The organism is Limimaricola pyoseonensis (assembly GCF_900102015.1).
In the GTDB taxonomy this organism is placed as follows: domain Bacteria; phylum Pseudomonadota; class Alphaproteobacteria; order Rhodobacterales; family Rhodobacteraceae; genus Limimaricola; species Limimaricola pyoseonensis.
The window spans coordinates 77,856-101,014 of record NZ_FNAT01000004.1 but is presented as its reverse complement, the minus strand read 5'-3'; the positions used below and the strand labels follow the sequence as shown (position 1 = coordinate 101,014).

The 23,159-nt window shown below is 71.1% G+C and carries 19 protein-coding genes; 14 read left to right on the top strand and 5 right to left on the bottom strand.

Going from position 1 to position 23,159, the window contains the following annotated elements:
• The 4 genes from BLT43_RS10265 to BLT43_RS10250 all read right to left on the bottom strand — a co-directional run bounded on the left by BLT43_RS10265 (position 1) and on the right by BLT43_RS10250 (position 4,655).
• The gene (locus BLT43_RS10265; protein ID WP_165612585.1) at positions 1–1,500 is read right to left on the bottom strand and encodes an efflux RND transporter periplasmic adaptor subunit; all 1,500 of its coding nucleotides are present in this window, start codon (positions 1,498–1,500) and stop codon (positions 1–3) included.
• Between the two features lie 231 nt (positions 1,501–1,731).
• The gene (locus BLT43_RS10260) at positions 1,732–2,511 is read right to left on the bottom strand and encodes a TIM barrel protein (RefSeq protein ID WP_090112535.1); all 780 of its coding nucleotides are present in this window, start codon (positions 2,509–2,511) and stop codon (positions 1,732–1,734) included.
• A 3-nt stretch (positions 2,512–2,514) separates the two neighbouring features.
• Entirely contained in the window at positions 2,515–3,516 is a 1,002-nt protein-coding gene (gene iolG / locus BLT43_RS10255) for an inositol 2-dehydrogenase (protein ID WP_090112533.1), read from the bottom strand.
• 23 nt (positions 3,517–3,539) lie between these two features.
• Positions 3,540–4,655 carry a Gfo/Idh/MocA family protein gene (locus BLT43_RS10250; protein ID WP_090112531.1) on the bottom strand — a complete coding sequence of 372 codons (1,116 nt, stop codon included), beginning with the start codon at positions 4,653–4,655 and terminating at the stop codon, positions 3,540–3,542.
• Between the two features lie 80 nt (positions 4,656–4,735).
• On the opposite strand from BLT43_RS10250, the gene BLT43_RS10245 reads away from it, so the two are divergent.
• The 8 genes from BLT43_RS10245 to iolB all read left to right on the top strand — a co-directional run bounded on the left by BLT43_RS10245 (position 4,736) and on the right by iolB (position 14,274).
• Entirely contained in the window at positions 4,736–5,566 is an 831-nt protein-coding gene (locus BLT43_RS10245; RefSeq protein WP_090112529.1) for a MurR/RpiR family transcriptional regulator, read from the top strand.
• Positions 5,567–5,700: 134 nt separating this feature from the next.
• On the top strand, positions 5,701–6,627 hold the full coding sequence (locus BLT43_RS10240; RefSeq protein WP_090112527.1) for a sugar ABC transporter substrate-binding protein: 927 nt from the start codon (positions 5,701–5,703) through the stop codon (positions 6,625–6,627).
• Between the two features lie 89 nt (positions 6,628–6,716).
• Complete coding sequence (locus tag BLT43_RS10235) at positions 6,717–7,835, top strand: ABC transporter permease (protein WP_090112525.1); 1,119 nt, start codon at positions 6,717–6,719, stop codon at positions 7,833–7,835.
• 1 nt (position 7,836) lies between these two features.
• Positions 7,837–8,658 carry an ATP-binding cassette domain-containing protein gene (locus BLT43_RS10230; RefSeq protein WP_090112523.1) on the top strand — a complete coding sequence of 274 codons (822 nt, stop codon included), beginning with the start codon at positions 7,837–7,839 and terminating at the stop codon, positions 8,656–8,658.
• Positions 8,658–10,565, top strand: a complete 1,908-nt coding sequence (locus tag BLT43_RS10225; RefSeq protein ID WP_090112521.1) for a bifunctional 5-dehydro-2-deoxygluconokinase/5-dehydro-2-deoxyphosphogluconate aldolase — start codon at positions 8,658–8,660, stop codon at positions 10,563–10,565. Before BLT43_RS10230 ends, BLT43_RS10225 begins: the two co-directional genes overlap by 1 nt.
• Positions 10,562–12,391, top strand: a complete 1,830-nt coding sequence (gene iolD / locus BLT43_RS10220) for a 3D-(3,5/4)-trihydroxycyclohexane-1,2-dione acylhydrolase (decyclizing) (RefSeq protein WP_090112519.1) — start codon at positions 10,562–10,564, stop codon at positions 12,389–12,391. The genes BLT43_RS10225 and iolD overlap by 4 nt, the downstream gene beginning before the upstream one ends.
• Positions 12,392–12,474: 83 nt before the next feature.
• Positions 12,475–13,401 (top strand): myo-inosose-2 dehydratase, encoded by a 927-nt coding sequence (iolE, locus tag BLT43_RS10215; protein ID WP_090112517.1) that lies wholly within the window; start codon positions 12,475–12,477, stop codon positions 13,399–13,401.
• A 63-nt stretch (positions 13,402–13,464) separates the two neighbouring features.
• On the top strand, positions 13,465–14,274 hold the full coding sequence (gene iolB / locus BLT43_RS10210; protein WP_090112515.1) for a 5-deoxy-glucuronate isomerase: 810 nt from the start codon (positions 13,465–13,467) through the stop codon (positions 14,272–14,274).
• 46 nt (positions 14,275–14,320) lie between these two features.
• Here iolB and BLT43_RS10205 read toward each other — a convergent pair whose 3' ends face one another.
• Complete coding sequence (locus BLT43_RS10205) at positions 14,321–15,541, bottom strand: AGE family epimerase/isomerase (protein WP_090112514.1); 1,221 nt, start codon at positions 15,539–15,541, stop codon at positions 14,321–14,323.
• 174 nt (positions 15,542–15,715) lie between these two features.
• Between BLT43_RS10205 and BLT43_RS10200 the strand changes: the two genes are divergently transcribed.
• The 6 genes from BLT43_RS10200 (at position 15,716) to BLT43_RS10175 (ending at position 23,137) form a co-directional block, all read left to right on the top strand.
• On the top strand, positions 15,716–16,816 hold the full coding sequence (locus tag BLT43_RS10200) for a LacI family DNA-binding transcriptional regulator (protein WP_242652273.1): 1,101 nt from the start codon (positions 15,716–15,718) through the stop codon (positions 16,814–16,816).
• Between the two features lie 26 nt (positions 16,817–16,842).
• The gene (locus BLT43_RS10195) at positions 16,843–18,195 is read left to right on the top strand and encodes an ABC transporter substrate-binding protein (RefSeq protein ID WP_090112513.1); all 1,353 of its coding nucleotides are present in this window, start codon (positions 16,843–16,845) and stop codon (positions 18,193–18,195) included.
• A gap of 94 nt (positions 18,196–18,289) precedes the next feature.
• Complete coding sequence (locus tag BLT43_RS10190; RefSeq protein WP_242652272.1) at positions 18,290–19,594, top strand: sugar ABC transporter permease; 1,305 nt, start codon at positions 18,290–18,292, stop codon at positions 19,592–19,594.
• Positions 19,591–20,799: a carbohydrate ABC transporter permease gene (locus BLT43_RS10185; RefSeq protein WP_090112512.1), complete on the top strand. Its 1,209-nt coding sequence runs from the start codon at positions 19,591–19,593 to the stop codon at positions 20,797–20,799. Before BLT43_RS10190 ends, BLT43_RS10185 begins: the two co-directional genes overlap by 4 nt.
• 5 nt (positions 20,800–20,804) lie before the next feature.
• On the top strand, positions 20,805–22,079 hold the full coding sequence (locus tag BLT43_RS10180) for an MGH1-like glycoside hydrolase domain-containing protein (protein WP_341349839.1): 1,275 nt from the start codon (positions 20,805–20,807) through the stop codon (positions 22,077–22,079).
• Positions 22,079–23,137, top strand: a complete 1,059-nt coding sequence (locus tag BLT43_RS10175) for an ABC transporter ATP-binding protein (RefSeq protein WP_090112510.1) — start codon at positions 22,079–22,081, stop codon at positions 23,135–23,137. The genes BLT43_RS10180 and BLT43_RS10175 overlap by 1 nt, the downstream gene beginning before the upstream one ends.
• Positions 23,138–23,159 lie beyond the last annotated feature (22 nt).

Below are 23,159 nucleotides of genomic sequence, written 5' to 3'. Positions count from 1 at the left end.
TCACTCTCCCGCCCGGCCGGCGAGGCGCTGCAGGAGCGCGGCCGGGGCGGTGCCGGTCTCGAGCGCGCTTTCGATCCGGGCGCGCAGCGGCGCCGGCAGCTCGGCGCCGGATTCGAGCCGCGCCACGAGGCGGGCGCGGGTCTCGGCGTCGATCTCGACCATCTCGGGCGTGGCGTCGGCGGCCGGCTCGGCGTCGTGCTCGGCGGCGGGCAGGGCGATGCGGGCGCCCTCGAACAGCTCGGGCCCCGGATCGGCGACGTAGCGCAGCCCGGCCGCGCCGGGGCCGAGGATCGCCGTGTCTGCGGTGCGGCGCAGGAGGTCGACCGCGATCTTCTGCAGCACGCCCTCCGGGTCGGGCACCAGCAGCGCGCCGTCGGCGGTGAGCGCTTCGTGCGGCACCGGCACGCCCGTGATCTCGGGCTCGGAGATGCGCGCCTCGACGAAATCGCCGGGGCGCAGGCAGGCGCAGGGCTGATCGGTGATCCGCAGCACCGCGACGCTGCGCTCGCCCGCCTCGCCGGCGGCCTCGAGGGTCAGCCGGTCGAGCCGGGCGGTCGCGCCGGGGCCGCCGCCGGGCGGGTGGATCGCGGCCTCGAGCGGCAGTGCCGCGCCGGTCGCGTCGGTGACGCGGCCCAGCATGGCGCGGGTGAGGTCGAGCCGCACCTCCAGCCGGTCGAGATCGGTGATCCGGCCGATGGCGGTGGCGGCGAGATCCTGGCCTTCGACCGGCACGGTGCCGGCGTAGAGCCCGGCGATCGGCGCGACCAGCTCGTGGTCGGCGAGGTGTCGCTCGGCCCGGGCGACCGCGAGATCGGCCTGCTCGACGCTGATGCCGGCCTGCCGGAGCTGGCTTTCGGCGGCGGCGATTTCGGCGTCCTGAGTGGCCAGCGCCTGCCGTGCGCCGATGGCGGCGGCCTCGGCCTCGTCGCGGGTGGCGGCCGCGGCGCCGCCGCCGGCGGCGAGCGCGGCGATGCGTTCGAGATTGGCCTCGCGCAGCGCCGCGACCTCGTCGAGCAGGGCGCGCTCGGCCTGAAGCTCGGCGATGCGGCGGCGCGCGTCGTCGCGCCCGGCCTGCGCCGTGGCGCGGCCGGCCTGCGCCTCGCCCAGGGCGAGGCGGGCCTCGGTGTCGTCGATCCGGAGCAGGGTCTGGCCCGCGGCGACCTGCGCGCCGTCACGCAGGTCGGGCGCGACGAAGGCCACGCGGCCCGCCACCGCCGGGGCGAGCGCGACGCTGCGCGGCGCCGTGACCCGGCCATAGGCGGTGGTGACAGGCGCGACCTGCGCCGTTTCGGCCCTAGCGAGGGCGACCTCTGGGGCGGACGCGCCGCCGCCGCCGCCGCCGCCGCGGGGCCCGCCCGGCCGGCGGGCGGGCGGGCCGCCGGTTTCGGAGGCGGCGTCTGGCGCGAGCGCGGCGTGGAACCGGGTCGCCTGCCAGGCGGCGAACCCCGAGGAGGCCGCCAGCACGGCAAGGACGACGAGGCTGCGAAGAACGGTGCGCATGGCGGGGCCTCCGCGGTCGGACGGTACGGCCTGCCCGACCGGCGGCATGGGGTCTGCGGGATCGCGATCGCCCCGGCCGTCGAGAGGGTCGCTGCCTGCCGACCTAGGGCAGCGCGTCTCTCAAGACCAAGGCGAAATTGTCGCAAAGTGTAGCGCGGCCCCCGCGGGGGGACAATTCGCGACAAGGTCGCGGCCCGCCGATGCGCGGCGGCGGGCCGGACCGGGCCCGGCTCAGGCCGGGGTGGTGAAGGCCGCGCGGAAGGCCTCGAGCGCGGCCTCCTCGTCGCCCGCGGCGAAGGCCTCGAGCCCGACCGGGCCGTCATAGCCCATGGCGCGCAGCGCGCGGGCGACGCCGGCATAGTTGATCTCGCCGGTGCCGGGCTCGCAGCGGCCGGGGACGTCGGCGACCTGGATCTCGCCGATCCAGGGCAGGCAGGCGCGGCACAGTTCGATCAGGTTCCCCTCGCCGATCTGGGCGTGGTAGAGATCAAGGTTCAGCCGCAGCCGCGGCCGGTCGACGGCGGCGACCAGCGCGAGGCACTCCTCGGCCCGCGCGAAGGGCACGCCGGCGTGATCGACGGGCTGGTTCAGGTTCTCGAGCGTGAAGGTCACGTCGAGCTCCTCCGCGAGGTCGCAGATCCGGTTCAGCGTGTCGCGCGCCTTGACCCATTTCAGCGGCGTCGCGGTCTCGGCCAGCTTCGGGCGGCCGCCCTCGCCGAGCCCGGTGCCGTGGAGGTTGAGGCGCGCCACGCCGAGGCGCCGGCCGATCTGCGCCGTCTCGCGCGCCGAGGCGAGCAGCTGCTCGGCGCCCTCGTCATCGGCGAGCCGCCCCTCGAGATAGCCGTTCATGATCGAGAAGGTCGCGCCCGAGCGTTTCAGCGCGTCGAGGTCGTGATCGGGCCAGTTCCACAGCCCGACCTCGAAGCCCATCTCGTGCAGCCGCGCGCAGCGCCACTCGATCGGGCGGTCGCGCCAGAGCATCTCGGCGCAGGCGGCGAGGGTGAAGCCCATGGCTCAGGCCCCCGTCATCGCCGGGGTGACCTCGACCGGCCGGCCCTCGCGGAACGAGAGGTTCGCGGCCTCGGCCAGCGCCAGCGCGTTCACCCCGTCCTGCACGGTGGCGGGGACCGGCTTGCCCTCGACGCAGGCATCGACGAAGGCGGACCATTCGATCGCGTAGGCGCGCATGTAGCGCTCGAGGAAGAAGAAGACCGGCTTGGCGGAGACGGTGCCGGCGGCGGTCGACTTCACCACCGTGTTCTCGATCTCGTTGCGCGCCTCGAGCGTGCCCTCGGAGCCCAGAAGCTCGACCCGCTGGTCGTAGCCATAGGGTGCGCGGCGCGAGTTGCGGATCGTCGCGATGCGGCCGTCTGCGTAGGTGAGCACCACCACGGCGGTGTCGATGTCGCCGGCGGCGCCGATCTCGGGATCGACGAGGCAGGAGCCGTGCGCCGTCACCGTCTTCGGCATGCCGAACAGGAAGGCGCACATGTCGAAGTCGTGGATCATCATGTCGCGGTAGAGCCCGCCGGAGACCTTGATGTAGCTGACCGGCGGCGGCGCCGGGTCGTAGGAGGTGACGGCGAGCATCTCGCCCTTGCCGACCTCGCCGGCCTCGAGCGCGGCCTTCACGGCGGCGAAGTTCGGATCGAAGCGGCGGTTGAAGCCCATCATCATCGGCTTGTCGTGGGTCTTCGCGAGGCGGCCGATCTCGAGCGCGCGCGCGAGGTCGAGATCGATCGGCTTTTCGCAGAAGATCGCCTTGCCGGCCTTCACCCCGGCCTCGATCAGGTCGGCATGGGTGTTGGTCGAGGACGCGATCAGGATCGCGTCGATGGCCGGGTCGGCGAGGATCTCGTCGGGGCTGCGCACGGCGATGCCGTGCTCGCGGGCGAGCGCCTGCGCGGCCTCGGGCATCACGTCGGTGACGGCCGCGAGCTCGGAGCGGGGGTCGGTCTTGATCGAGGCGGCGTGGACCTTGCCGATGCGGCCGGCGCCGAAGAGAGCGACTTTCATGGGGGGAGCCTTTCGGTTGGCGTTCAGAGGGTGACGCGGCGGCCTTCGCGGGCCGAGACGTCGATGGCGTGGATCACCGCCTCGATGGCGAGGGCGTCGGTGAAGTCTGGAAAGACCGGCGCGCCGCTGGCGATGGCGCGCAGGAAGGCGGCGGCCTCGATGGTCTTGAGGTCGCCGAAGCCGAGCTGGTGGCCCGGCGCGGGGCAGAAGGCGCCGTAGGGCGGGTGTTCGGGGCCGGTCAGGATGGTGCGGAAGCCCTGCCGCCCGGCGGGGCCCTCGTTGGTGTAGAGCTGCAGCTCGTTCAGCCGCTCCTGGCCGAAGGCGATCATGCCCTTGGTGCCGTGCAGCTCCCAGTCGAGCCGGTTCTTGCGGCCCCAGGCCGAGCGCGAGCTGCACAGCGTGCCCTGCGCGCCCGAGCCGTAGCGGATGATGGCGGAGGCCGCGTCCTCGTTCTCGACGGCGGCGCGGCCGCTGCCGTCGGGCAGGGGGCGGTCGGCATGGATGATCTGGGTGTCAGCGATCAGGCTCTCGATCGGGCCCATCAGGATCTGGCTCATCGAGACGAGGTGGCAGCCGAGGTCGCCGAGCGTGCCGAGCCCGGCCTCGGCGCGGGTGGCGCGCCAGCTCCAGGGCAGGTCGGGGTCGGCCTGGTAGTCCTCGTCGACCCAGCCGCGGAAATGCACGGGCCGGCCGATCGCGCCCTCGGCCACGAGCTTTCGGGCATGGGCGATGGCCGGGTTGTGGATGTAGTTGTAGCCGACCATGGTCCGCACGCCGGCCTCTCGCGCCGCGGCCTCCATCTCGCGCGCGTCCTCGAGGCGGAGCGCGAGCGGCTTTTCGCAATGCACGTGCTTGCCGGCGGCGATGGCGGCCAGCGCCATCTCGCGGTGCAGCCCGTTCGGGGTGGTGATCGAGACGATGTCGACGGCCGGGTCGGCGACCAGCGCGCGCCAGTCGCCGGTGGCGGACGCGAAGCCGAGCTGATCGGCCATCGCCTGCGCCCGCTCGTCCGGCATGTCGCACAGGCGGGCGAGCCGGGTCTCCGGCAGGTCGCCGAAGACGGCGCGGGCGTTGCGATAGGCGAGCGCATGCGCCTTGCCCATGAATCCGGTGCCGATGAGGCCCAGTCCGATCACCATGATTCCCTCCCATACGGAATATTCATTCCATTCGTACTCATGGGGTGATAATGGTGGAGCTGTCAAGACGAGAGACCGAGATGACCGCCAGCGCAGACCAGCCCGACGCCCCGAACAATGTCACCCAGACGATCGAGCGGCTCGACGAGCTGATCGACACCCTGCCCAAGCGCCTGAATCAATGCGCGACCTTCACCCGTCGGCACCTGCACCTGATCGCGGTCTCGACCGTGTCGGACATGGCCCGCGCCGCCGAGGTGGCGCCATCGGTCTACATGCGCTTCTGCCAGGCGCTCGGATTTTCGGGCTACTCCGAGATGCAGGCGCTGTTTCGGGCGCAGTACACCGGCTTCCGCCCGGCCTATGACGAGCGGCTGGCGACGCTGCGGCCAGAGATGGCAGGCGGCACCGGTAGGCTGCTGGCCGAGTTCGCGGAAGCGGGGCACAAATCCCTGATATCGCTCGCCAATACTGTGACGTCCGGCGGGCTGGAGGCGATCGCGCAGGCGCTGGCGGAGGCGCCGCTTCTGCATCTGGTGGGGATGCGCCGCGCCTATGCGGTGGTCAGCAACATGTCCTACATGCTGGGCAAGCTCGAGGTGCCGGCGGTGCTGCACAGCGACCCGGGCCGGCTGGGCGGGGCCGCCGCCGTGGCGCCGGGCCACGCGGTCTTCGCCGTCACCTACGCCTCCTATTCGCAGGAGACGCTGGACTTCGCGCAGGCGGCGCGGGCGCGCGGCGCGCGGGTCTACGGGCTGAGCGACGCCCCCGACGGCCCGCTCACCGAGCTGGTCGATGGGCTGCTCGTCGCGCATGAGGGCGAGGTGGCGGGCTTCCGGTCGCTCAACGCCTCCATGACGCTGGCCACCACGCTGGTCGTCGCGGTGGCGGCGCTGCGAGATCAAGATTGACAGGGCGGGTGATTCGCCCCTTTATGGAATAAACGTTCCATATGGCTCCGGGGAGGATCGGGGCCGGCCGGGCCCGGAGGCCCGGTCTCGTCGCAGCGGGGTGGAGGCCCCGCATGGTCAACCAGGGAGGACATATGACCAAGATCGCGAAAACCGCCGTATTGCTGGCGGCCATGGGCGTCGCCGCGCCCGCGCTGGCGCAGGACATCATCGTGGTGGCGCATGGCCAGGCCAACGACCCGTTCTGGTCTGTGGTCAAGAACGGCGCCGACAAGGCCGCCGAGGACACCGGCGCCAATGTCGATTTCCGCTCGCCCGAGACCTTCGACATGGTGCAGATGAGCCAGCTGATCGACGCCGCCGTGAACCAGGAGCCCGACGGGCTGGTGGTCTCGATCCCCGATGCCGACGCGCTCGGGCCGTCGATCGAGCGCGCGGTGCAGGCCGGCATCCCGGTCATCTCGATGAACTCGGGCTCCGACGTCGCCAAGGAGCTCGGCGCGCTGCTGCATGTCGGCCAGGACGAGTTCACCGCCGGCAAGGTGGCGGGCGAGAAGCTCGCCGAGATGGGCGGCACCACCGGCATCTGCGTCAACCAGGAGGTCGGCAACGTCGCGCTCGACCTGCGCTGCGAGGGCTTCGCGGAGGGCTTCGGCGGCTCGGTCGAGGTGATCCCCACCCAGAACGACCCGGCCGAGGTGCAGTCCAAGGTGCAGGCGGCGCTGGAATCGAACCCCGACATCGACACGGTGATGGGGCTCGGCGCCTCGCTCGTGGGCGAGCCGGCGATCGCCGCCGTCGAGGCGGTGGGCCGCACCGGCGAGGTCAATGTCGCGACCTTCGACCTGTCGGCGAGCTTCCTCGAGGCGGTCGCCAACGGCGAGGCCGCCTTCGCGATCGACCAGCAGCAGTTCCTGCAGGGCTACCTGCCGGTCGCCTTCCTCGCGCTCAACGCGCAGTACGGCCTGGTGCCGGGCGGGGACGTGCCCTCGGGCCCGAACCTCGTGACGCAGGACAAGGCGGCCCAGGTGGTCGAGCTGTCCGCGCAGGGCATTCGCTGACCCCCAGACCAGCGTGATGCCGGACGCATCGGGCCGTGGCGCACATCGCCGCGCCACGGCCCTTCTTTATTCATCGGGAGGATGAGGCCATGGCCGAAACCATTCAGCCGGCGATCCAAGCCGCGAAGGATGAACGTCTCAAGAAGGAAGGGATCGGGTCGCGCCTGATGAAGCGGCCGGAGCTCGGCGCCATCGCCGGCGTCATCCTGGTGACGACGTTCTTCCTGATCACCGCCGACGGCGCGATGTTCACGCTGTCGGGCATCATGAACTTCATGACCCCGGCGGCCCAGCTCGGGATCCTCGCCATCGGCGCGGCGATGCTGATGATCGGCGGCGAGTTCGACCTCTCGATCGGCTCGATGGTGGCCTTCGCCGGGCTGATCTTCGGCGCCTGCACGGTGACGCTGGGCCTGCCGCTGATCCTCGCCATCCCGCTGACGCTGGCGGTCGCGGCCGGCATCGGCGCCGTCAACGGCACCATCGTGCTGAAGACCGGACTGCCCTCCTTCATCGTGACGCTGGCCTTCCTCTTCGTGCTGCGCGGCGCCTCGCTGGTGGGGCTGAAGATCGCCTCGGGCGGTTCGACCCAGCTGCGCGGCGTGCGCGACGCGGTCGAGGACGACTGGCTCGCGCCGCTGTTCTCGGGCGACGCCTTCGGCCCGATCTTCGCCTGGCTGGCGCAGATTGGCGCGATCGAGACCTTCAAGAACGGCGCGCCCAAGGTGCCCGGCATCCCGGTCGAGATCCTGTGGTTCATCTTCCTGGCGCTGGTGGCGACCTACGTGCTGCTGCGCACGCCGCAGGGCAACTGGATCTTCGCCGCCGGCGGCGACCGCAATGCCGCCTCCAATTCCGGCGTGCCGGTGCGCAAGGTGAAGATCGCGCTCTTCATGCTGACCGCGATGTGCGGCGCGCTGGTGGCGATCATCACGGTGATGGACTCGGGCTCGACCGACGCCCGGCGCGGCTTCATGAAGGAATTCGAGGCGATCATCGCCGCGGTGATCGGCGGCTGCCTGCTGACCGGCGGCTACGGCTCGGCGATCGGGGCCTTCTTCGGCGCCATCATCTTCGGCATGGTGACGATCGGCCTGACCTACACCGATTTCGACCAGGACTGGTTCCAGATCTTCCTGGGCGGGATGCTGCTGATCGCCGTGCTCTTCAACAACTACATCCGCAAGCGCGTGACGGGGGAGCGTTGAGATGACCCAGGACACGACCTTTCACCACGGCGACGTCTCGACCGATGTCCGGCCGATCATCGAGATGACCGACATCGAGAAGCACTTCGGCAACATCATCGCGCTGGCCGGCGTCAGCTTCGACGTGAGGCCCGGCGAGTGCCACTGTCTTCTGGGCGACAACGGCGCCGGCAAGTCGACCTTCATCAAGACCATGTCGGGCGTGCACAAGCCGACCCACGGCACGATCACCATCGACGGCAAGCCGATGAACTTCTCCAGCCCGCGCGACGCGATGGAGGCGGGCATCGCCACGGTGTTCCAGGATCTGGCGATGATCCCGCTGATGTCGGTCACGCGCAACTTCTTCATGGGGCGCGAGCCCACCATCGGCCGCGGCCCGACCAAGCGGATGGACGTGCAGAAGATGAACGAGACGGCGGTGGAGGAGATGCGCAAGATGGGCATCAACCTGCGCGGCCCCGACCAGGCGGTCGGCACGCTCTCGGGCGGCGAGCGCCAGACCGTCGCCATCGCCCGCGCGGTCTATTTCGGCGCCCGCGTGCTGATCCTCGACGAGCCGACCTCGGCCTTGGGCGTGCGCCAGACCTCGAACGTGCTGGCCACCATCGACCGGGTGCGCAAGCAGGGCGTGGGCGTGGTCTTCATCAGCCACAACGTGCGCCACGCGCTGGCGGTGGGCGACCGCTTCACCGTGCTCAACCGCGGCAAGACGCTCGGCACGGCGCGGCGCGGTGAGATCACGCCCGAGCAGCTGCAGGACCTGATGGCCGGCGGGCAGGAGCTGGCGCAGCTCGAGGGTTCGCTCGAGGGGACGGTGTGATGAAGGATCTCGATCTCATCACCATCGGCCGCTCCTCGGTCGATCTCTACGGCGCGCAGGTGGGCGGCCGGCTGGAGGACATGCGCTCCTTCGAGAAGTATCTCGGCGGCTCGCCCACCAATATGGCCGCCGGCACCGCGCGGCTGGGTCTGCGCTCGGCGCTGCTGACCAAGGTGGGCGACGAGCACATGGGCCGCTTCATCCGCGAGGAGCTGAAGCGCGAGGGGGTGGACACCGCCGGTGTCCTCACCGACCCCGAGCGGCTGACGGCGCTGGTGCTGCTGGGCATCCGCGACGAGGAGAGCTTTCCGCTGATCTTCTACCGCGAGAACTGCGCCGACATGGCGCTGAGCGAGGACGACGTCGAGGAGGGTTTCGTCGCCCGTGCCCGCGCCGTCGTCGCCACCGGCACGCATCTGAGCCACCCGCGCACGGAACGGGCGGTGCTCAAGGCGCTGGAGCTGGCCCGCAAGCACGGCGCGCAGACCGCGCTCGACATCGACTACCGCCCGAACCTGTGGGGCGTGGCCGGCCATGGCGACGGCGAGAGCCGCTTCGTCGAGAGCGAGACCGTCACCGCCAAGCTGCAATCGACGCTGCATCTGTTCGACCTGATCGTCGGCACCGAGGAGGAATTCCACATCGCCGGCGGCACGACCGACACCGTTCGGGCGCTGCGCGCGGTGCGCGCCGTCTCGGACGCGACGCTGGTCTGCAAGCGCGGCGCGGATGGCGCGGTGGCCTTCGAGGGCGAGATCCCCGACAGCCTCGATGACGGGCAGACGGGGCCGGGCTTTCCGATCGAGGTGTTCAACGTGCTGGGCGCGGGCGACGGCTTCATGTCGGGGCTCTTGAAGGGCTGGCTCGACGGCGAGGCGTGGCCGCGCGCGCTCGAATACGCCAATGCCTGCGGCGCCTTCGCGGTGAGCCGGCACGGCTGCACCCCGGCCTATCCGTCGCTGGCGGAGCTGGAGTTCTTCCTCGCGCGCGGCGTGCGGGACAAGGCGCTGCGCAAGGATGCGGAGCTCGAGCAGATCCACTGGTCGACCAACCGGCACGGGGCATGGCCCGAGATGCGGGTCTTCGCCTTCGACCACCGGATGCAGCTCGAGGAGCTGGCGGGCGCGACGGCCGCGAAGATCGGCCGGTTCAAGGAGCTGTGCCTCGAGGCCTGCGAGGCCGTGGCGCAGGGGCGGCCGGGCTACGGGCTGCTGTGCGACAACCGGCTGGGCAAGGCCGCGCTGCACCGCGCGGCGGGGCAGGGGCTGTGGATCGGCCGGCCGGTCGAATGGCCCGGCTCGCGGCCACTGGAACTCGAGCCCGAGCTCGGCCCCGATTTCGGCGGCCTCGCGGAATGGCCGGCCGAGCATGTGGTGAAGTGCCTGTGCTTCTATCACCCCGACGACGACGCCGAGACGCGCGCCGCGCAGGAGGCGACGGTGACGCGGCTGTTCCACGCGGCGCGGCGCAACCGGCTGGAATTCCTGCTCGAGGTGATCCCGTCGAAGGTCGCGCCGGTGGGCGACGACACAACCGCCCGGATCATCCGCCGCTTCTACGAGATCGGCGTCTACCCGGACTGGTGGAAGCTCGAGCCGATGACCTCGGACGCGGGCTGGCAGGCGGCCTGCGACGCGATCGAGGAGAACGACCCGCACACCCGCGGCATCGTCGTGCTGGGCCTCGCCTCGGGCGAGGACGCGCTGGCCGAGAGCTTCCGCGCCGCGGCGCGGTTCCCGCTGGTCAGGGGCTTTGCCGTGGGGCGCACGATCTTCGGCGCGGCGGCCGAGGCTTGGATGGCCGGCCGCATCGACGATGCCGGGGCGGTGCAGGAGATGAAGGACGGATATGCCCGGCTCTGCGCCCTGTGGGACGCGGCCCGGGCCCAGAGGGAGGATGCCGCATGACGACGATCCGGCTGACCGCGGCGCAGGCGATGGTGAAGTACCTCGCGGCGCAGCTCAACGAGGATGGCGAGCCCTTCCTTGCCGGGATCTGGGCGATCTTCGGCCATGGCAACGTCGCCGGGATCGGCGAGGCGCTGCATGCCGAGCGCGACCGCTTCCGCACCTGGCGCGGCCACAACGAGCAGACGATGTGCCACGCCGCCATCGCCTATGCCAAGCAGTCGGGGCGCAGGCGGGCGATGGCCGTGACCTCCTCGATCGGGCCGGGGGCGACGAATATGGTCACCGCCGCGGCGCTGGCGCATGTGAACAGGCTGCCGCTTTTGATGATCCCCGGCGACGTCTTCGCCAACCGCGGCCCCGACCCGGTTCTGCAGCAGGTCGAGGATTGGGGCGACGGCACCGTGTCGGTGAACGACTGCTTCCGCCCGGTGACGCGCTATTTCGACCGCATCACCCGGCCCGAGCAGCTCCTGACCGCGCTGCCGCGCGCCTTCCGGGTGATGACCGACCCGGCCGAATGCGGGCCGGTCTGCCTGTCCTTCTGCCAGGACGTGCAGGCCGAGGCGTTCGACTGGCCCGAGCGCTTCTTTGCGCCGAAGGTCTGGCGCACCCGCCGCCCGCAGCCCGACCCGGTCGAACTCGACGCGGTGACGGAGATGCTGAAGGCGGCCAAGCGGCCGGTGATCGTCGCCGGCGGCGGCGTGCATTACGCCGGCGCGACGGAGGCTTTGCGGCATTTCGCCGAGGCGCACCGCATCCCCGTGGTCGAAAGCCAGGCCGGCAAGTCGGCGCTGCCATGGGACCACGCGCTGAACTTCGGCCCCGTCGGTGTGACCGGCGCGGCCTCGGCCAACGCGGTCTGCGCCGAAGCCGATCTCGTGCTCGGCGTCGGCACGCGGTTCCAGGACTTCACCACCGGCTCTTGGACGGTGTTCCGGAACCCGGCACGGCGGCTCGTCTCGCTCAACGTCGCGGCCTATGACGCAATGAAGCACGGGGCGGAGCCCCTGTGCTGCGACGCGCTGGCCGGGCTCGAGGCACTTTCGGACGCGCTCGGCGATCATGGCTTCGCGCGGCCCGACGCCAGGCTCAAGGCCGAGTGGTTCGCCGCCGTCGATCCGCTCACCGACGCGCCGGAGGGCAATGATGCCCTGCCGACCGACCAGCAGGTGATCGGCGCGGTGCAGCGCGCCTCGGGGCCGGACACGGTGGTGATGTGCGCCGCCGGCACCATGCCGGGCGAGCTGCACAAGCTGTGGAAGGCGCCGCGCCCGGGGGCCTATCACATGGAATACGGCTATTCCTGCATGGGCTACGAGATCGCGGGCGCGATCGGCATCAAGATGGCCGAACCCGGGCGCGACGTGGTCTGCATGCTCGGCGACGGCTCCTACATGATGGCCAATTCCGAGCTGGCGACGGCGGCGATGCTGGGCCTCGACCTGACCGTGGTGATCACCGACAACCGCGGCTACGGCTGCATCAACCGGCTGCAGATCGGCACCGGCGGGGCGGAGTTCAACAACCTGCTCGACCATTCCCACCACGTGAACGCCTCGAACATCGACTTCGCCGCCCATGCGGCGGCGATGGGCGCGGCGGCGGTGCATGTCGGCTCGATCAATGAGCTGGAGGAGGCGCTGGCACGCGCCCGGCAGGCCAGCGGCCCCTTCGTGGTGGTGATCGACACCGACCCCTACCCCTCGACGCCCGATGGCGGGCATTGGTGGGACGTGGCCGTGCCGGAGGTCTCGGAGCGCTCGCAGGTGCGCGAGAAGCGCGAAGCCTACGAGGCGCAGATCCGGGCCCGGGCGCTGAACTGAGCCCGGAGCGCGAGGGCCGCGCGCGGATGCCTCCCGCCGCGCGCGGCCCGTTCTTGTCATTTTCTCAACCGAAAGACCCCCCTATGAGCGTCCGGATCGGCATTTCCCCCATCGCCTGGCAGAACGACGACCTGCCCGACCTCACCGCCGCTTTCACCATGGAGCAGGCGCTGCGCGAGGCGCGCGAGATCGGCTATACCGGTATCGAGCGCGGCCGCCGCATGCCCTCGGGCACCGAGGAGCTGCGCCGCTACCTCGACGGCCACGGGCTCGCGCTTTGCGGCGGCTGGTGCTCGGGCAACCTTCTGGTCAACGACGTCGAGACCGAGAAGGCCGCGATCGCCGGGCAGGTGGCGCAGTTCGCCGCGCTCGGCGCGCCCTGCCTCGTCTATGCCGAGTGCTCGAACACCGTGCAGGGCGACCGCGCCGTGCCGGTCAACGCCCGGCCCAAGCTCTCGCGCGACGAGGTGACGGGCTATGCGCGCAAGCTCACCGAGCTGGCCAAGTGGATGGCGGGCGAGGGGCTGCCGCTGACCTACCACCACCACATGGGCGCGATCGTCGAGGACGGGGACGACATCGACTGGCTGATGGAGGGCTCGGGCGCGGAGGTCGGGTTGCTCTACGACACCGGCCACCTCGTGTTCGGCGGCGGCGACCCGATGGCCGTGCTCGACCGCTGGGGCGACCGGATCGGCCACGTGCATTACAAGGATCTGCGCGCCGACGTGGCGCGTCGCGCGCGGGCCGAGGGCTGGTCCTTCCTCGACGCGGTGGTGGCGGGCGCCTTCACCGTGCCGGGCGATCCGGAGGGCGCGATCGACTTCGCCGCCGTCACCGACCGGCTGGCGGCGATGGGATACGAGGGCTGGATCGTGGTCGAGGCCGAGCAGGACCCGGCCAAGGTCGCGCCTTACGACGCCTCCAAGCTCGGCTACGAGACGATACGCGACCTCTGCGCGCGGGCCGGGCTCGCGGTCGACGACCGGACGCCGGTGCCGCAGGGCTGACGCATGGCGGGCCCGGCCCGGCTGGCCGGGTGCCGCAGGACAGAACGACAAGGAGGACGAGACATGACCGGCCCGCTTTTGCGCCGCCCCTTCGGCACCCGCGGCGAGGTGCACCGGATCACGCCCGAGACCGCCGGCTGGCGCTATGTCGGTTTCGCGCTGCACAGGCTGCGGGCGGGCGACCGGGTGGCCGACGTCACCGGCGACCGCGAGGTCATCCTCGTCATGGTCGAGGGCCGGGCCCGGGTCGAGGGGGCGGGCCGCGACTGGGGCGAGCTGGGCGAGCGGATGAACGTGTTCGAGAAGACGCCGCCGCATTGCCTCTACCTGCCGAACGGCAGCGAATGGGCTGCGGAGGCCGCGACCGACTGCACCATCGCGGTCTGCTCGGCGCCCGGGAAGGGCGGCCACGAGGCGCGGCGCATCGGCCCCGAAGGCATCGCGCTCACCGAGCGCGGCAAGGGCACGAACACGCGGCACATCAACAACATCGCGATGGAGAACGAGGATTACGCCGACAGCCTGCTGGTCACGGAGGTCTTCACCCCGGCCGGGCACTGGTCGTCCTTTCCCAGCCATCGCCACGACGAGGACGATTTCCCGCGCATCACCTATCTCGAGGAGACCTACTACCACCGGCTGAACCCGGCCTCGGGCTTCGGCGTGCAGCGGGTCTACACCGATGACGGCTCGCTCGACGAGACCATGGCGGTGAAGGACCACGACGTGGTGCTGGTGCCGCGCGGGCATCACCCCTGCGGCGCGCCCTACGGCTTCGAGATGTACTACCTCAACGTCATGGCGGGCCCCCGCCGCAACTGGCGTTTCGTGCCGGCGCCGGAGGTCGAGTGGATCATGGAGCGGGACGGCTGAAGCCCGGCGCCCGCCCGGGGCGCCGGGCGGGGCCTGTCAGGACCGGTCAGGGCTGGGCGAGGAGATGGGCGAGGCTGCCGGTCACCGGGTGGAGCGGGATCAGGCAGGCTTGCAGCGCGTGGTAGAGATCGGGCTTGCCGAAGAACGGGTCGGAGGAGGGCCGGCCCGCGGCGTCGATCTGCGGGTGCCAGCCGCCATGATCGCGGTCGATCAGCCGCCGCGCGGCGAAGTCCCAGAAGCGGCGGTACCAGTCCTCGTGGCGCGGGTCGCCCTCGATCTCCGACAGCGCGTGCGCCGCGCCGATGCCTTCGCAGACCGGCCACCAGTAGCGCTCCGCCACGTCGGGGCGGTCGTCCCAGCCCAGCGTGTAGTAGAGCCCGCCCTTGTCGGCGTCCCAGCCGTCGGCGACGGCGCGGTCGAACAGCGCGCGCGCGGCCTCGGGCGCCCAGTCGAGCCGGCGGCCGCCGGTCTCCCAAAGCTGCACCAGCAGCCGCGCCCATTCGAGCGAATGGCCGGGCGTGAGGCCGGCGGGGCGGAACATCGGGTCGCCCGCATAGTTGCGGTCGACGCGCCAGTCGGCGTGGAAATGCTCGGCCAGCCGCCAGCCGTTCTCGCGGGCGCGGCGGTTGACGATGAGCTCGGCGATGCGCTCGGCCATCTCGAGGTGGCGGGCGTCGCCCGTGGCCTCGAAGGCGGCCATCAGCGCCTCGGTCAGGTGCATGTTGCAGTTCTGGCCGCGATAGGCGTCGATCTCGCGCCATTCGGCGTCGAAGGCCTCGCGGATCGCGCCGGGCTCCTCCTCCCAGAACCGTTCGCGCAGGATCGCGGTGACGTCGTCGAGCGTCTCCTGCGCGCGCGGGTGGCCGGCGAGCTTGGCGCTGGCGGCGGCGAGCAGCACGAAGGCGTGGCCGTAGCCGGTGAAGCGCGGCTCGGGGGCGGCCGTGGCCGTCACGCCCCAGGCGTAGCCGCCCTCGGGCCGGCGGTGATGCTCGCGCAGGAAGCGCAGACCGTGATCGACGATCTCCATCGCGCCGGGTCGGCCCATCAGCGCGGCGACGGCGTAGCAATGCACCATGCGGGTGGTGACGTGGATCTCGCGCAGATCGTCGTCGCGGATGGCGCGGCCCTGCGCGTCGAGCGCGAAGAAGCCGCCCGCCGGGTCGAGGCTCTCGGTCTCGAACAGCCGCAGGAGGTCGTCGGCCTCGCGCGCGAGCCAGCGGCGATGGTCGGGCCGGGCGGTCCAGCGGTCCCCTGCGGTCGATGTCATGGCGGATCCTCCCTGATCTCGGCCGCCACGGGCGCGGCCCCGTTCCGGCGATAGCGCCGCTCTGCCGCAACGGCAAGGCGCGCGGCGGGATATGTCCCCCGATTCGGGCGGGGCGACATTTACTGTTGCCGAAACCGGTTTCGGAACCGACCATGAGTCGCGGGGAGGATTCGGATGGTGCAGTCGAGCGACATCGCCGGGCCGCGCGGCGCCATGGCAGGGCGGGTGACGATCACCCGGCTGTCCGAGGCGCTGGGGCTGAGCAAGGGCACGGTGAGCCGGGCGCTGAACGGCTATCCCGACATCGCCGAGGCGACGCGGCTCAGGGTGCGGCGTCAGGCCGAGGCGATGGGCTACCGGCCGCTGAGCCACGCCCAGGCGATCAAGACCGGGCGGGTGCGGGCGCTGGGGCTGGTGCTGCAGATCGGCGACCACGACTCGCAGCGGCCCTTCCTCGCGGATTTTCTCGCCGGCATCACCATGGCCGCCAGCGCCGAGGGCTGGACCCTGACCGTCGCCACCGCCGAGAGCGAGGCCGGGATCCTGCAGACCATGGCGCAGCTGATCGAGGACCGGAAGGCCGACGGCTTCATCCTGCCGCGGACCCTGTCCGAGGACCCGCGCGTGACGCTTCTGCGCGAGCGCGGCGTGCCCTTCGTGATGTTCGGGCGCACCGCCCGGCCCGAGGGCTGCGCCTGGTTCGACATACTGGGTGAGGAGGCGATGCGCGACGCGGTGCTGCATCTCGCCGGGCTCGGCCATCGCCGGATCGGTTTCGTCAACGGCGGCACGCGCTACAATTTCAGCCGGCTCCGGCTCGAGGGCTACCGCGCGGGGCTTGCCGCGGCGGGGCTCGCTGCCGACCCGGATCTGATCCGCGGCGAGGCGCTGCAGGTCGAGGACGGCGCGCGCGAGACGCGCGCGCTCTTGGCGCTCGGGGCGCCGCCCACTGCGGTGGTCTTCGCGGTCGATCAGGCCGCGCTCGGCCTCTACCGCGCCTGCGCCGAGCGCGGGCTCGCGGTCGGGCGCGACGTCTCGGTGCTGGGCTATGACGGGGTGCCCGACGGGCTGCATGCCGCGCCGCCGCTGTCCTCCTTCGCGGTGGACCGGCGGGCGGCGGGGCAGCGGCTGGCGGAGCTTCTGATCCGGCGCATCCGGGGGGAGGACCCGGAGCTTCTGCGCGAGACGGCGCGCGCCGTGCTCGTCGATCGCGGCTCGGCCGGGCCGCCCCGGCTGAGTTCCGAGGCGCTGGCCGCGCGGCTGGCCGAGGACTGACAGGAATGACCAAGGGAGGAGAACCGATGACCATCACCAGCAAGACACGGCTTCTGGCCGGGGCGGCGGGCCTCGCGCTCGTCGCGGGAGCGGCGCAGGCCGAGAACCTGCGCTTCTGGACCACCGAGGAGCAGCCCGAGCGGCTGGCCGCGCAGCAGGAGCTCGCCGCCGAGTTCGAGGCCGCCACCGGCCATTCGGTCGAGGTGATCCCGGTGACCGAGAGCGATCTGGGCACCCGCGCCACCGCCGCCTATGCCGCGGGCGACCTGCCGGACGTGATCTACCACACGCTGCAATACGCGCTGCCCTGGGCCGAGGCGGGCATCCTCGACATCGACGCCGCGACCGACGTGATCGAGCTGCTCGGCGAGGACACCTTCGCCCCCGGCGCGCTCGAGATGGCGGCGGTGGAAGGCGGCGGCTATGCCAGCGTGCCGGTCGATGGCTGGACCCAGATGATCGTCTACCGCAAGGACCTGTTCGACGAGGCCGGGCTCGAGGCGCCGACCTCCTTCGACGCGGTGCGCGCGGCGATTGAGGCGCTGCACAACCCGCCCGAGATGTACGGCTTCGTCGCCGCGACCAAGGTGGACGAGAACTTCATGAGCCAGGTGCTCGAGCACGTCTTCCTCGCCAACGGCGTCTCGCCGGTCGGGCCCGACGGGTTCCAGCCGCTCGACGAGTCGAAGACGGTCGAGGTGCTCGAGTTCTACAAGGCGATCGCCGAGGCCAGCCCGCCGGGCGAGCTTTACTGGGACCAGTCGCGCAGCCTCTACTTCGCGGGCGACGCGGCGATGATCATCTGGTCGCCCTTCATCCTCGACGAGCTGGCGGGCCTGCGCGACAGCAACCCGCCGACCATCAACGACGACCCGACCTCGACCGAGCTGGCCTCGAAGACCGGCATCGTCACCAACTTCTCGGGGCCGTCCAACCCCGACGGCGCGGCCTGGGCCGACATCCGCTACTTCGGCATCACCAACGACGCGGCGACCGACGCGGCGATGGAGTTCGTCGAGTTCTCGATGAGCGACGGCTACACCAAGACGCTGTCGATCGCGCCCGAGGGCAAGTTCCCGGTGCGGCGCGGCACCATGGAGGACCCCGGGCAGTTCTCGGCCGCCTGGGCCGAGCTGCCGGTCGGCGTCGATCGCAAGGCGCCTCTGGGCGAGCTCTACGACCAGGCGATGGTCGACGAGATCGTCGGCGGTCTCGACGTGGCGCAGCGCTGGGGCGTGGCCGACGGCCAGCTGGCGCTGGCCTCGAAGATGATCAACAGCCAGGCCGTCAACCGCATCGTCCGCCGCTTCATCGACGGCGAGGTCGAGGCGGCCGCGGCCGTGCAGGCGATGAACGACGAGTTGGCCGCGATCCAGTAGGCCCGCGGCCGGACGGCCGCCGCCCCGACCCTCCCCGGGAGGCGGCCGTCCCCATCGTCAGACCCTTCTTTTCGCCAGGCGCGAGGACCACGACATGACCGCACGCCCCCCCGAGACCGCCACCGGCCCGATCGGTCGCCACGGCGGCGCTGAACGGGCCGAGCCGGCCCCGCCGCAGGGCCGCAACCCGCTCGAGCGCCGCGAGGCGCGGCTGGCCTGGGGCCTGCTGCTGCCCACGGTGACGGCGGTGGCGCTGGTGGTGATCCTGCCGCTGCTGGCGATCTTCTGGATCAGCGTGAAGCCCGTGGGCCTCGCCGATCTGCGCCCGCCCGAGCCGGTGGTCAGCGAAGACCTGCGCGGCCGGCCCGAGGCCGTGGGCGACGAGGCGACGCTGCGCTACCGGCTGCGCAATTCGAGCCCCGACCAGCCGGTCGCGAACGTGGTGCTGACCGACCTCCTGCCCGAGGGGCTGGAGATCGGCGCGCTCGACCCGCGCTGCACTCTCGAGGAGCTGGCGCTCCGCTGCGAGCTGGGCGACTTCGCCGGCGGCCACCGCGAGACGCTGGAGATCCCGGTCACCATCGGCCAGGCCTTCGCCGATGCGGGGATGGAGCTGCCCGACAGCCCGCCCGGCCTCACGGGGCGTTCGGCCAACGTGCTGACCTCGGGCAATTTCACCTTCGAGAACTTCGCCCGGATCTTCGACGGCGGCGAGTTCTGGGGCGTGCTCTGGGTGACGCTGGTCTACACCGTCTTCGGCACGATCGGCGCGCTGGTCTTCGGGCTCTTCGCCGCGCTGCTGCTGGACCGCTCGTTCCGCGGGCAGGGGGTGCTGAGGGGGCTGTTCCTCTTTCCCTACGTGGCGCCGGTGATCGCCGTGGCCTTCACCTGGATCATCCTGTTCGACCCGTTCTCGGGCTCGGCCAACGCGCTTCTGATCCAGATGGGCGTCACCAACGAGGCGATCAACTTCTTCGGGCAGCGGCCACTGGCGCTGATCATGGTGATCCTGTTCGAGGTCTGGCGCTATTTCCCGCTGTCCTTCCTGTTCATCCTGGCGCGGATGCAGTCGATCGACACCGACATGTACGAGGCCGCCGACATGGACGGCGCGAGCCCGTTCCAGCAGTTCTGGTACCTGTCGATGCCGCAGCTTCTGGGCATCCTGTCGGTGCTGTTCCTGCTGCGCTTCATCTGGACCTTCAACAAGTTCGACGACATCTTCCTGCTGACCGGCGGCAATGCCGGCACGCGCACCCTCACCGTCAACGTCTACGAGCAGGCCTTCGCCGTCTCCAACATCGGCGCGGGCGCGGCGGTGGCCGTGGTGATCTTCGGCTGCCTGCTCGCCTTCAGCTACTTCTTCTTCCGCTTCCTCAGCCAGGAGGAGGGACTATGAGCATGATCCGTCACGGATATGTCGCGGGGCCGCTGATCGGCCTGTTCTGGGCGCTGGTCGTCGCCACCAGCGTCGCGGTCGCCTTCTCCTTCGCCACCGGCGGCGCCTACCGGCCCGGCGGGCTCTTCGCGGCGCTGCTCGGGGCGGGGCTGGGCGCGCTGGCGGTGACCTCGCCGCGCCTCGCGGGGCCGGCCGGCCTGTGCCTGGGCGCGGCGCTGTCGATCACGCCGCTATCGCCCGTCGTCACCGGTGCGGAGGTCAGCGGCTGGGCCGCGCTGCTCGCGGGCGGTGCCGCCGGCGCCGCCACCGGCTGGCCGGTCGCGGCGATGATGGCGGGCTGCCCGGCCGGCGCGCTCACCCGGCACGAGTTCGAGCACGCGGTGATCCGCTTCCTCACCGGCTTCGGCTACGTCTTCTTCACCGCGATCGTGCTCATCCCCTTCTACGTGATGGTGATGACCTCGTTGAAGAACCAGTCCGAGCTGATCCGCAACCCGCTCGACTTCTCGGTCGACCTGTCGAAGGGCTGGGACCTGTTCCGCAGCTATTCGGAGCTGTTCGGCCAGTTCGGCTTCGGCGGCTATCTGTGGACCTCGTTCCTGGTCTCGGTGCTGACCGTGATCATCACGCTGCTGTTCGCGGTGCCGGGCGCCTACGCGGTGGCGCGGCTGCGCTTCACCGGGCGGGCGGCGATCTCGCGCTCGATCCTCTTGATCTACATGGTGCCGATGATCGTTCTGGCGCTGCCGATCTACATCGCCTTCTCGATGGCGGGCTTGCGCAACTCGATCTTCGGCATCGTGCTGATCTACCCGGTCACGACGATCCCGGTCGCGCTCTACATGCTGCAGGGCTATTTCCGCGGCCTGCCGGCCGAGATCGAGGAGGCCGGGCTGATGGACGGGCTCAGCCGCCTCAAGGTGATCTGGACCATCACCCTGCCGCTCTCGATGCCGGCGATGGCGAGCGTCTCGCTCTACGTCTTCATGATCGCGTGGAACGAGTTCCTGCTGGCCTTCATGCTGCTCGACGACCCGTCGAAGTTCACGCTCACCCGGGGCATCGCCTCGCTCAACTCCTCCGAGATCCCGCGCCAGCACCTGATGGCCGGCTCCGTCATCGCGACGGTGCCGATCATGGCGCTGTTCCTCGGGCTCGAACGCTTCATGACCCGCGGACTGACCGCGGGGTCCGTCAAGGGATGACAGACATGACCGACCGCCTCTCCCCCGACCTCGACGAACAGGCCCGCGAGATCCTGCGCGGCAACGACCGGGGCGGCTACACCGTGCCGACCGACGGGCTCTACCCCTACCAGTGGAACTGGGACAGCGCCTTCGCGGCCTGGGGCTTCTCGACCTTCGACATCGACCGCGCCTGGACCGAGCTCGAGACGCTGTTCTCGGGCCAGTGGGAGGACGGCATGGTGCCGCATATCGTCTTTCACAAGGACGATCCGGGCTACTTCCCGGGACCGGAGGTCTGGGGCTCGGGCCGCACGCCGCCGACCTCGGGCATCAGCCAGCCCCCCGTCGCGGCGATCCTGGCGCGACTGATCTGGGCGCGAGACCCGGAGGCCGGGCGCGACCGGATCGCGGCGCTCTACCCCAAGCTCCTGGCCTGGCACCGCTGGTGGAAGCGCGACCGCTGCGGCTCCGGCGTCGCCGCCGTCACCCACCCCTGGGAATCGGGGCGCGACAACTGCCCCGACTGGGACATCGGCATGGCCAAGGTCGACGGCTCGAATGTCGGCGAGTACCAGCGCCGCGACACCGGCCATGTCGACGCCTCTATGCGGCCGCGCAAGGAGGATTACGACCGCTACCTCGCGATCCTGTTCTTCGGCCGCGACTGCGGCTGGGACCAGCGCGAGATCATCCGCAACGGCCCGTTCCTGATGGAGGATCCGGGCATCACCTTCATCCTGCTGCGCGCGCATGAGGATCTCGCCGCGATCGGCCGCGAGCTGGGCCACGACGTGTCCGAGCTGGAGGGCTGGGCGGCCGAGCTGCGCGCCGGGGTGCCGCAGCTGTGGAACCCTCAGGTGCAGGGCTACGACGCGCGCGACCTGCGCGGCGACGGTTTTGCCGGCCGGGTCGGCTCGGCCGCCTTCCTCGCCTATCTCGCCGACGCGGCGACGCCGGCGCTCGACAAGCGGATGGACGAGATCTGGAACCGGGTGAGCTACGGCTTCCCCTCGGCCGACCCGGCGGCCGAAGGCTTCGATCCGCGCCGCTACTGGCGCGGGCCGTCCTGGCCGGTGGTCAACTCGCTGATCGCGCTCGGCCTGCAGGAGCGCGGCCACGCCGAGGCCGCCGAGCGGCTGCGCCGCGAGACCGCCGAGGTGATCAAGAAGCACGGCTTCTTCGAGTATTTCGACCCGATCGACGGCACGCCCTGCGGCGGCGACGCCTTCACCTGGACCGCGGCGATCTGGCTCACCTGGGCCGGCGCCGGCGCGACCGACACGGAAGGAGAGACCTGATGGCTTCGATCGAACTGGCCGGCGTCGAGAAGTGGTTCGGCAATGCGCAGGTGATCAAGGGCGTCGACCTCGCCATCGAGGAGGGCGAGTTCGTGATCTTCGTCGGCCCCTCGGGCTGCGGCAAGTCCACGCTTCTGCGGATGATCGCCGGGCTCGAGGGCACCTCGCGCGGGCAGATCCTGATCGGCGGGCGCGACGCCACCGCCGAGCCGCCCTCGAAGCGCGGCCTGGCGATGGTGTTCCAGTCCTACGCGCTCTACCCGCACATGACCGTGGCCGAGAACATGGGCTTCTCGCTCAAGGCCGCGGGGGTGAAACCCGAGGAGCGGGCGCGGCAGGTGGCCGAGGCGGCGCGGGTGCTGCGGCTCGAGGAGTATCTCGAGCGGCGGCCGCGCGACCTGTCCGGCGGGCAGCGCCAGCGTGTCGCGATCGGCCGCTCGATCGTGCGCGACCCGACCGCCTTTTTGTTCGACGAGCCGCTTTCGAACCTCGACGCCGCGCTTCGGGTCGAGATGCGCTACGAGATCGCCAAACTGCACCAGTCGCTGGCCTCGACGATGATCTACGTCACCCATGACCAGGTCGAGGCGATGACGCTGGCCGACCGGATCGTGGTGCTGGAGGCCGGGCGCATCGCGCAGGTCGGCACGCCCAAGGAGCTCTACGAGCACCCTGCCAACCTGTTCGTGGCGCAGTTCATCGGCAGCCCGAAAATGAACGTCCTTCCCTGCCGGACCGGGCGCGGTGAATGGCAGGTCGAGGGCGGGCGCGGCGGCGCCTACACCGGCGGCGCCGATGCGGTGACGCTGGGCATCCGGCCCGAGCATATCGAGCTTCTGCCGGAGGGAAGCGGCGCCTGCGACGGCACGGTCGACCTGCTCGAATACCTAGGCGCCGACACCAACGTGATCGTCGATTGCGGCGGCGAGATCGGCAAGGTGACGGTACGGGTGATCGGCGGCACGGCGCTGCGGCCGGGTGAGCGGGTCGGGCTGGGCTTCGCGCCCGACAAGCTGCATTTCTTCGATGCCGGCGGGGCGGCGACCCGAGCGGCCTGAGCTGGTCGGGCTGGTCGTCCAG

Excerpts from the sequence above, each read along its gene's own strand:
- iolE (WP_090112517.1), top strand. The coding sequence starts at position 12,475 with ATGAGCGTCCGGATCGGCATTTCCCCCATCGCCTGGCAGAACGACGAC.
- iolB (WP_090112515.1), top strand. The coding sequence starts at position 13,465 with ATGACCGGCCCGCTTTTGCGCCGCCCCTTCGGCACCCGCGGCGAGGTG.
- BLT43_RS10185 (WP_090112512.1), top strand. The coding sequence starts at position 19,591 with ATGAGCATGATCCGTCACGGATATGTCGCGGGGCCGCTGATCGGCCTG.
- BLT43_RS10260 (WP_090112535.1), bottom strand. The coding sequence starts at position 2,511 with ATGGGCTTCACCCTCGCCGCCTGCGCCGAGATGCTCTGGCGCGACCGC.
- BLT43_RS10190 (WP_242652272.1), top strand. The coding sequence starts at position 18,290 with ATGACCGCACGCCCCCCCGAGACCGCCACCGGCCCGATCGGTCGCCAC.
- iolD (WP_090112519.1), top strand. The coding sequence starts at position 10,562 with ATGACGACGATCCGGCTGACCGCGGCGCAGGCGATGGTGAAGTACCTC.
- BLT43_RS10230 (WP_090112523.1), top strand. The coding sequence starts at position 7,837 with ATGACCCAGGACACGACCTTTCACCACGGCGACGTCTCGACCGATGTC.
- BLT43_RS10205 (WP_090112514.1), bottom strand. The coding sequence starts at position 15,541 with ATGACATCGACCGCAGGGGACCGCTGGACCGCCCGGCCCGACCATCGC.
- iolG (WP_090112533.1), bottom strand. The coding sequence starts at position 3,516 with ATGAAAGTCGCTCTCTTCGGCGCCGGCCGCATCGGCAAGGTCCACGCC.
- BLT43_RS10250 (WP_090112531.1), bottom strand. The coding sequence starts at position 4,655 with ATGGTGATCGGACTGGGCCTCATCGGCACCGGATTCATGGGCAAGGCG.
- BLT43_RS10245 (WP_090112529.1), top strand. The coding sequence starts at position 4,736 with ATGACCGCCAGCGCAGACCAGCCCGACGCCCCGAACAATGTCACCCAG.
- BLT43_RS10265 (WP_165612585.1), bottom strand. The coding sequence starts at position 1,500 with ATGCGCACCGTTCTTCGCAGCCTCGTCGTCCTTGCCGTGCTGGCGGCC.
- BLT43_RS10225 (WP_090112521.1), top strand. The coding sequence starts at position 8,658 with ATGAAGGATCTCGATCTCATCACCATCGGCCGCTCCTCGGTCGATCTC.
- BLT43_RS10235 (WP_090112525.1), top strand. The coding sequence starts at position 6,717 with ATGGCCGAAACCATTCAGCCGGCGATCCAAGCCGCGAAGGATGAACGT.
- BLT43_RS10195 (WP_090112513.1), top strand. The coding sequence starts at position 16,843 with ATGACCATCACCAGCAAGACACGGCTTCTGGCCGGGGCGGCGGGCCTC.
- BLT43_RS10240 (WP_090112527.1), top strand. The coding sequence starts at position 5,701 with ATGACCAAGATCGCGAAAACCGCCGTATTGCTGGCGGCCATGGGCGTC.
- BLT43_RS10180 (WP_341349839.1), top strand. The coding sequence starts at position 20,805 with ATGACCGACCGCCTCTCCCCCGACCTCGACGAACAGGCCCGCGAGATC.
- BLT43_RS10175 (WP_090112510.1), top strand. The coding sequence starts at position 22,079 with ATGGCTTCGATCGAACTGGCCGGCGTCGAGAAGTGGTTCGGCAATGCG.
- BLT43_RS10200 (WP_242652273.1), top strand. The coding sequence starts at position 15,716 with ATGGTGCAGTCGAGCGACATCGCCGGGCCGCGCGGCGCCATGGCAGGG.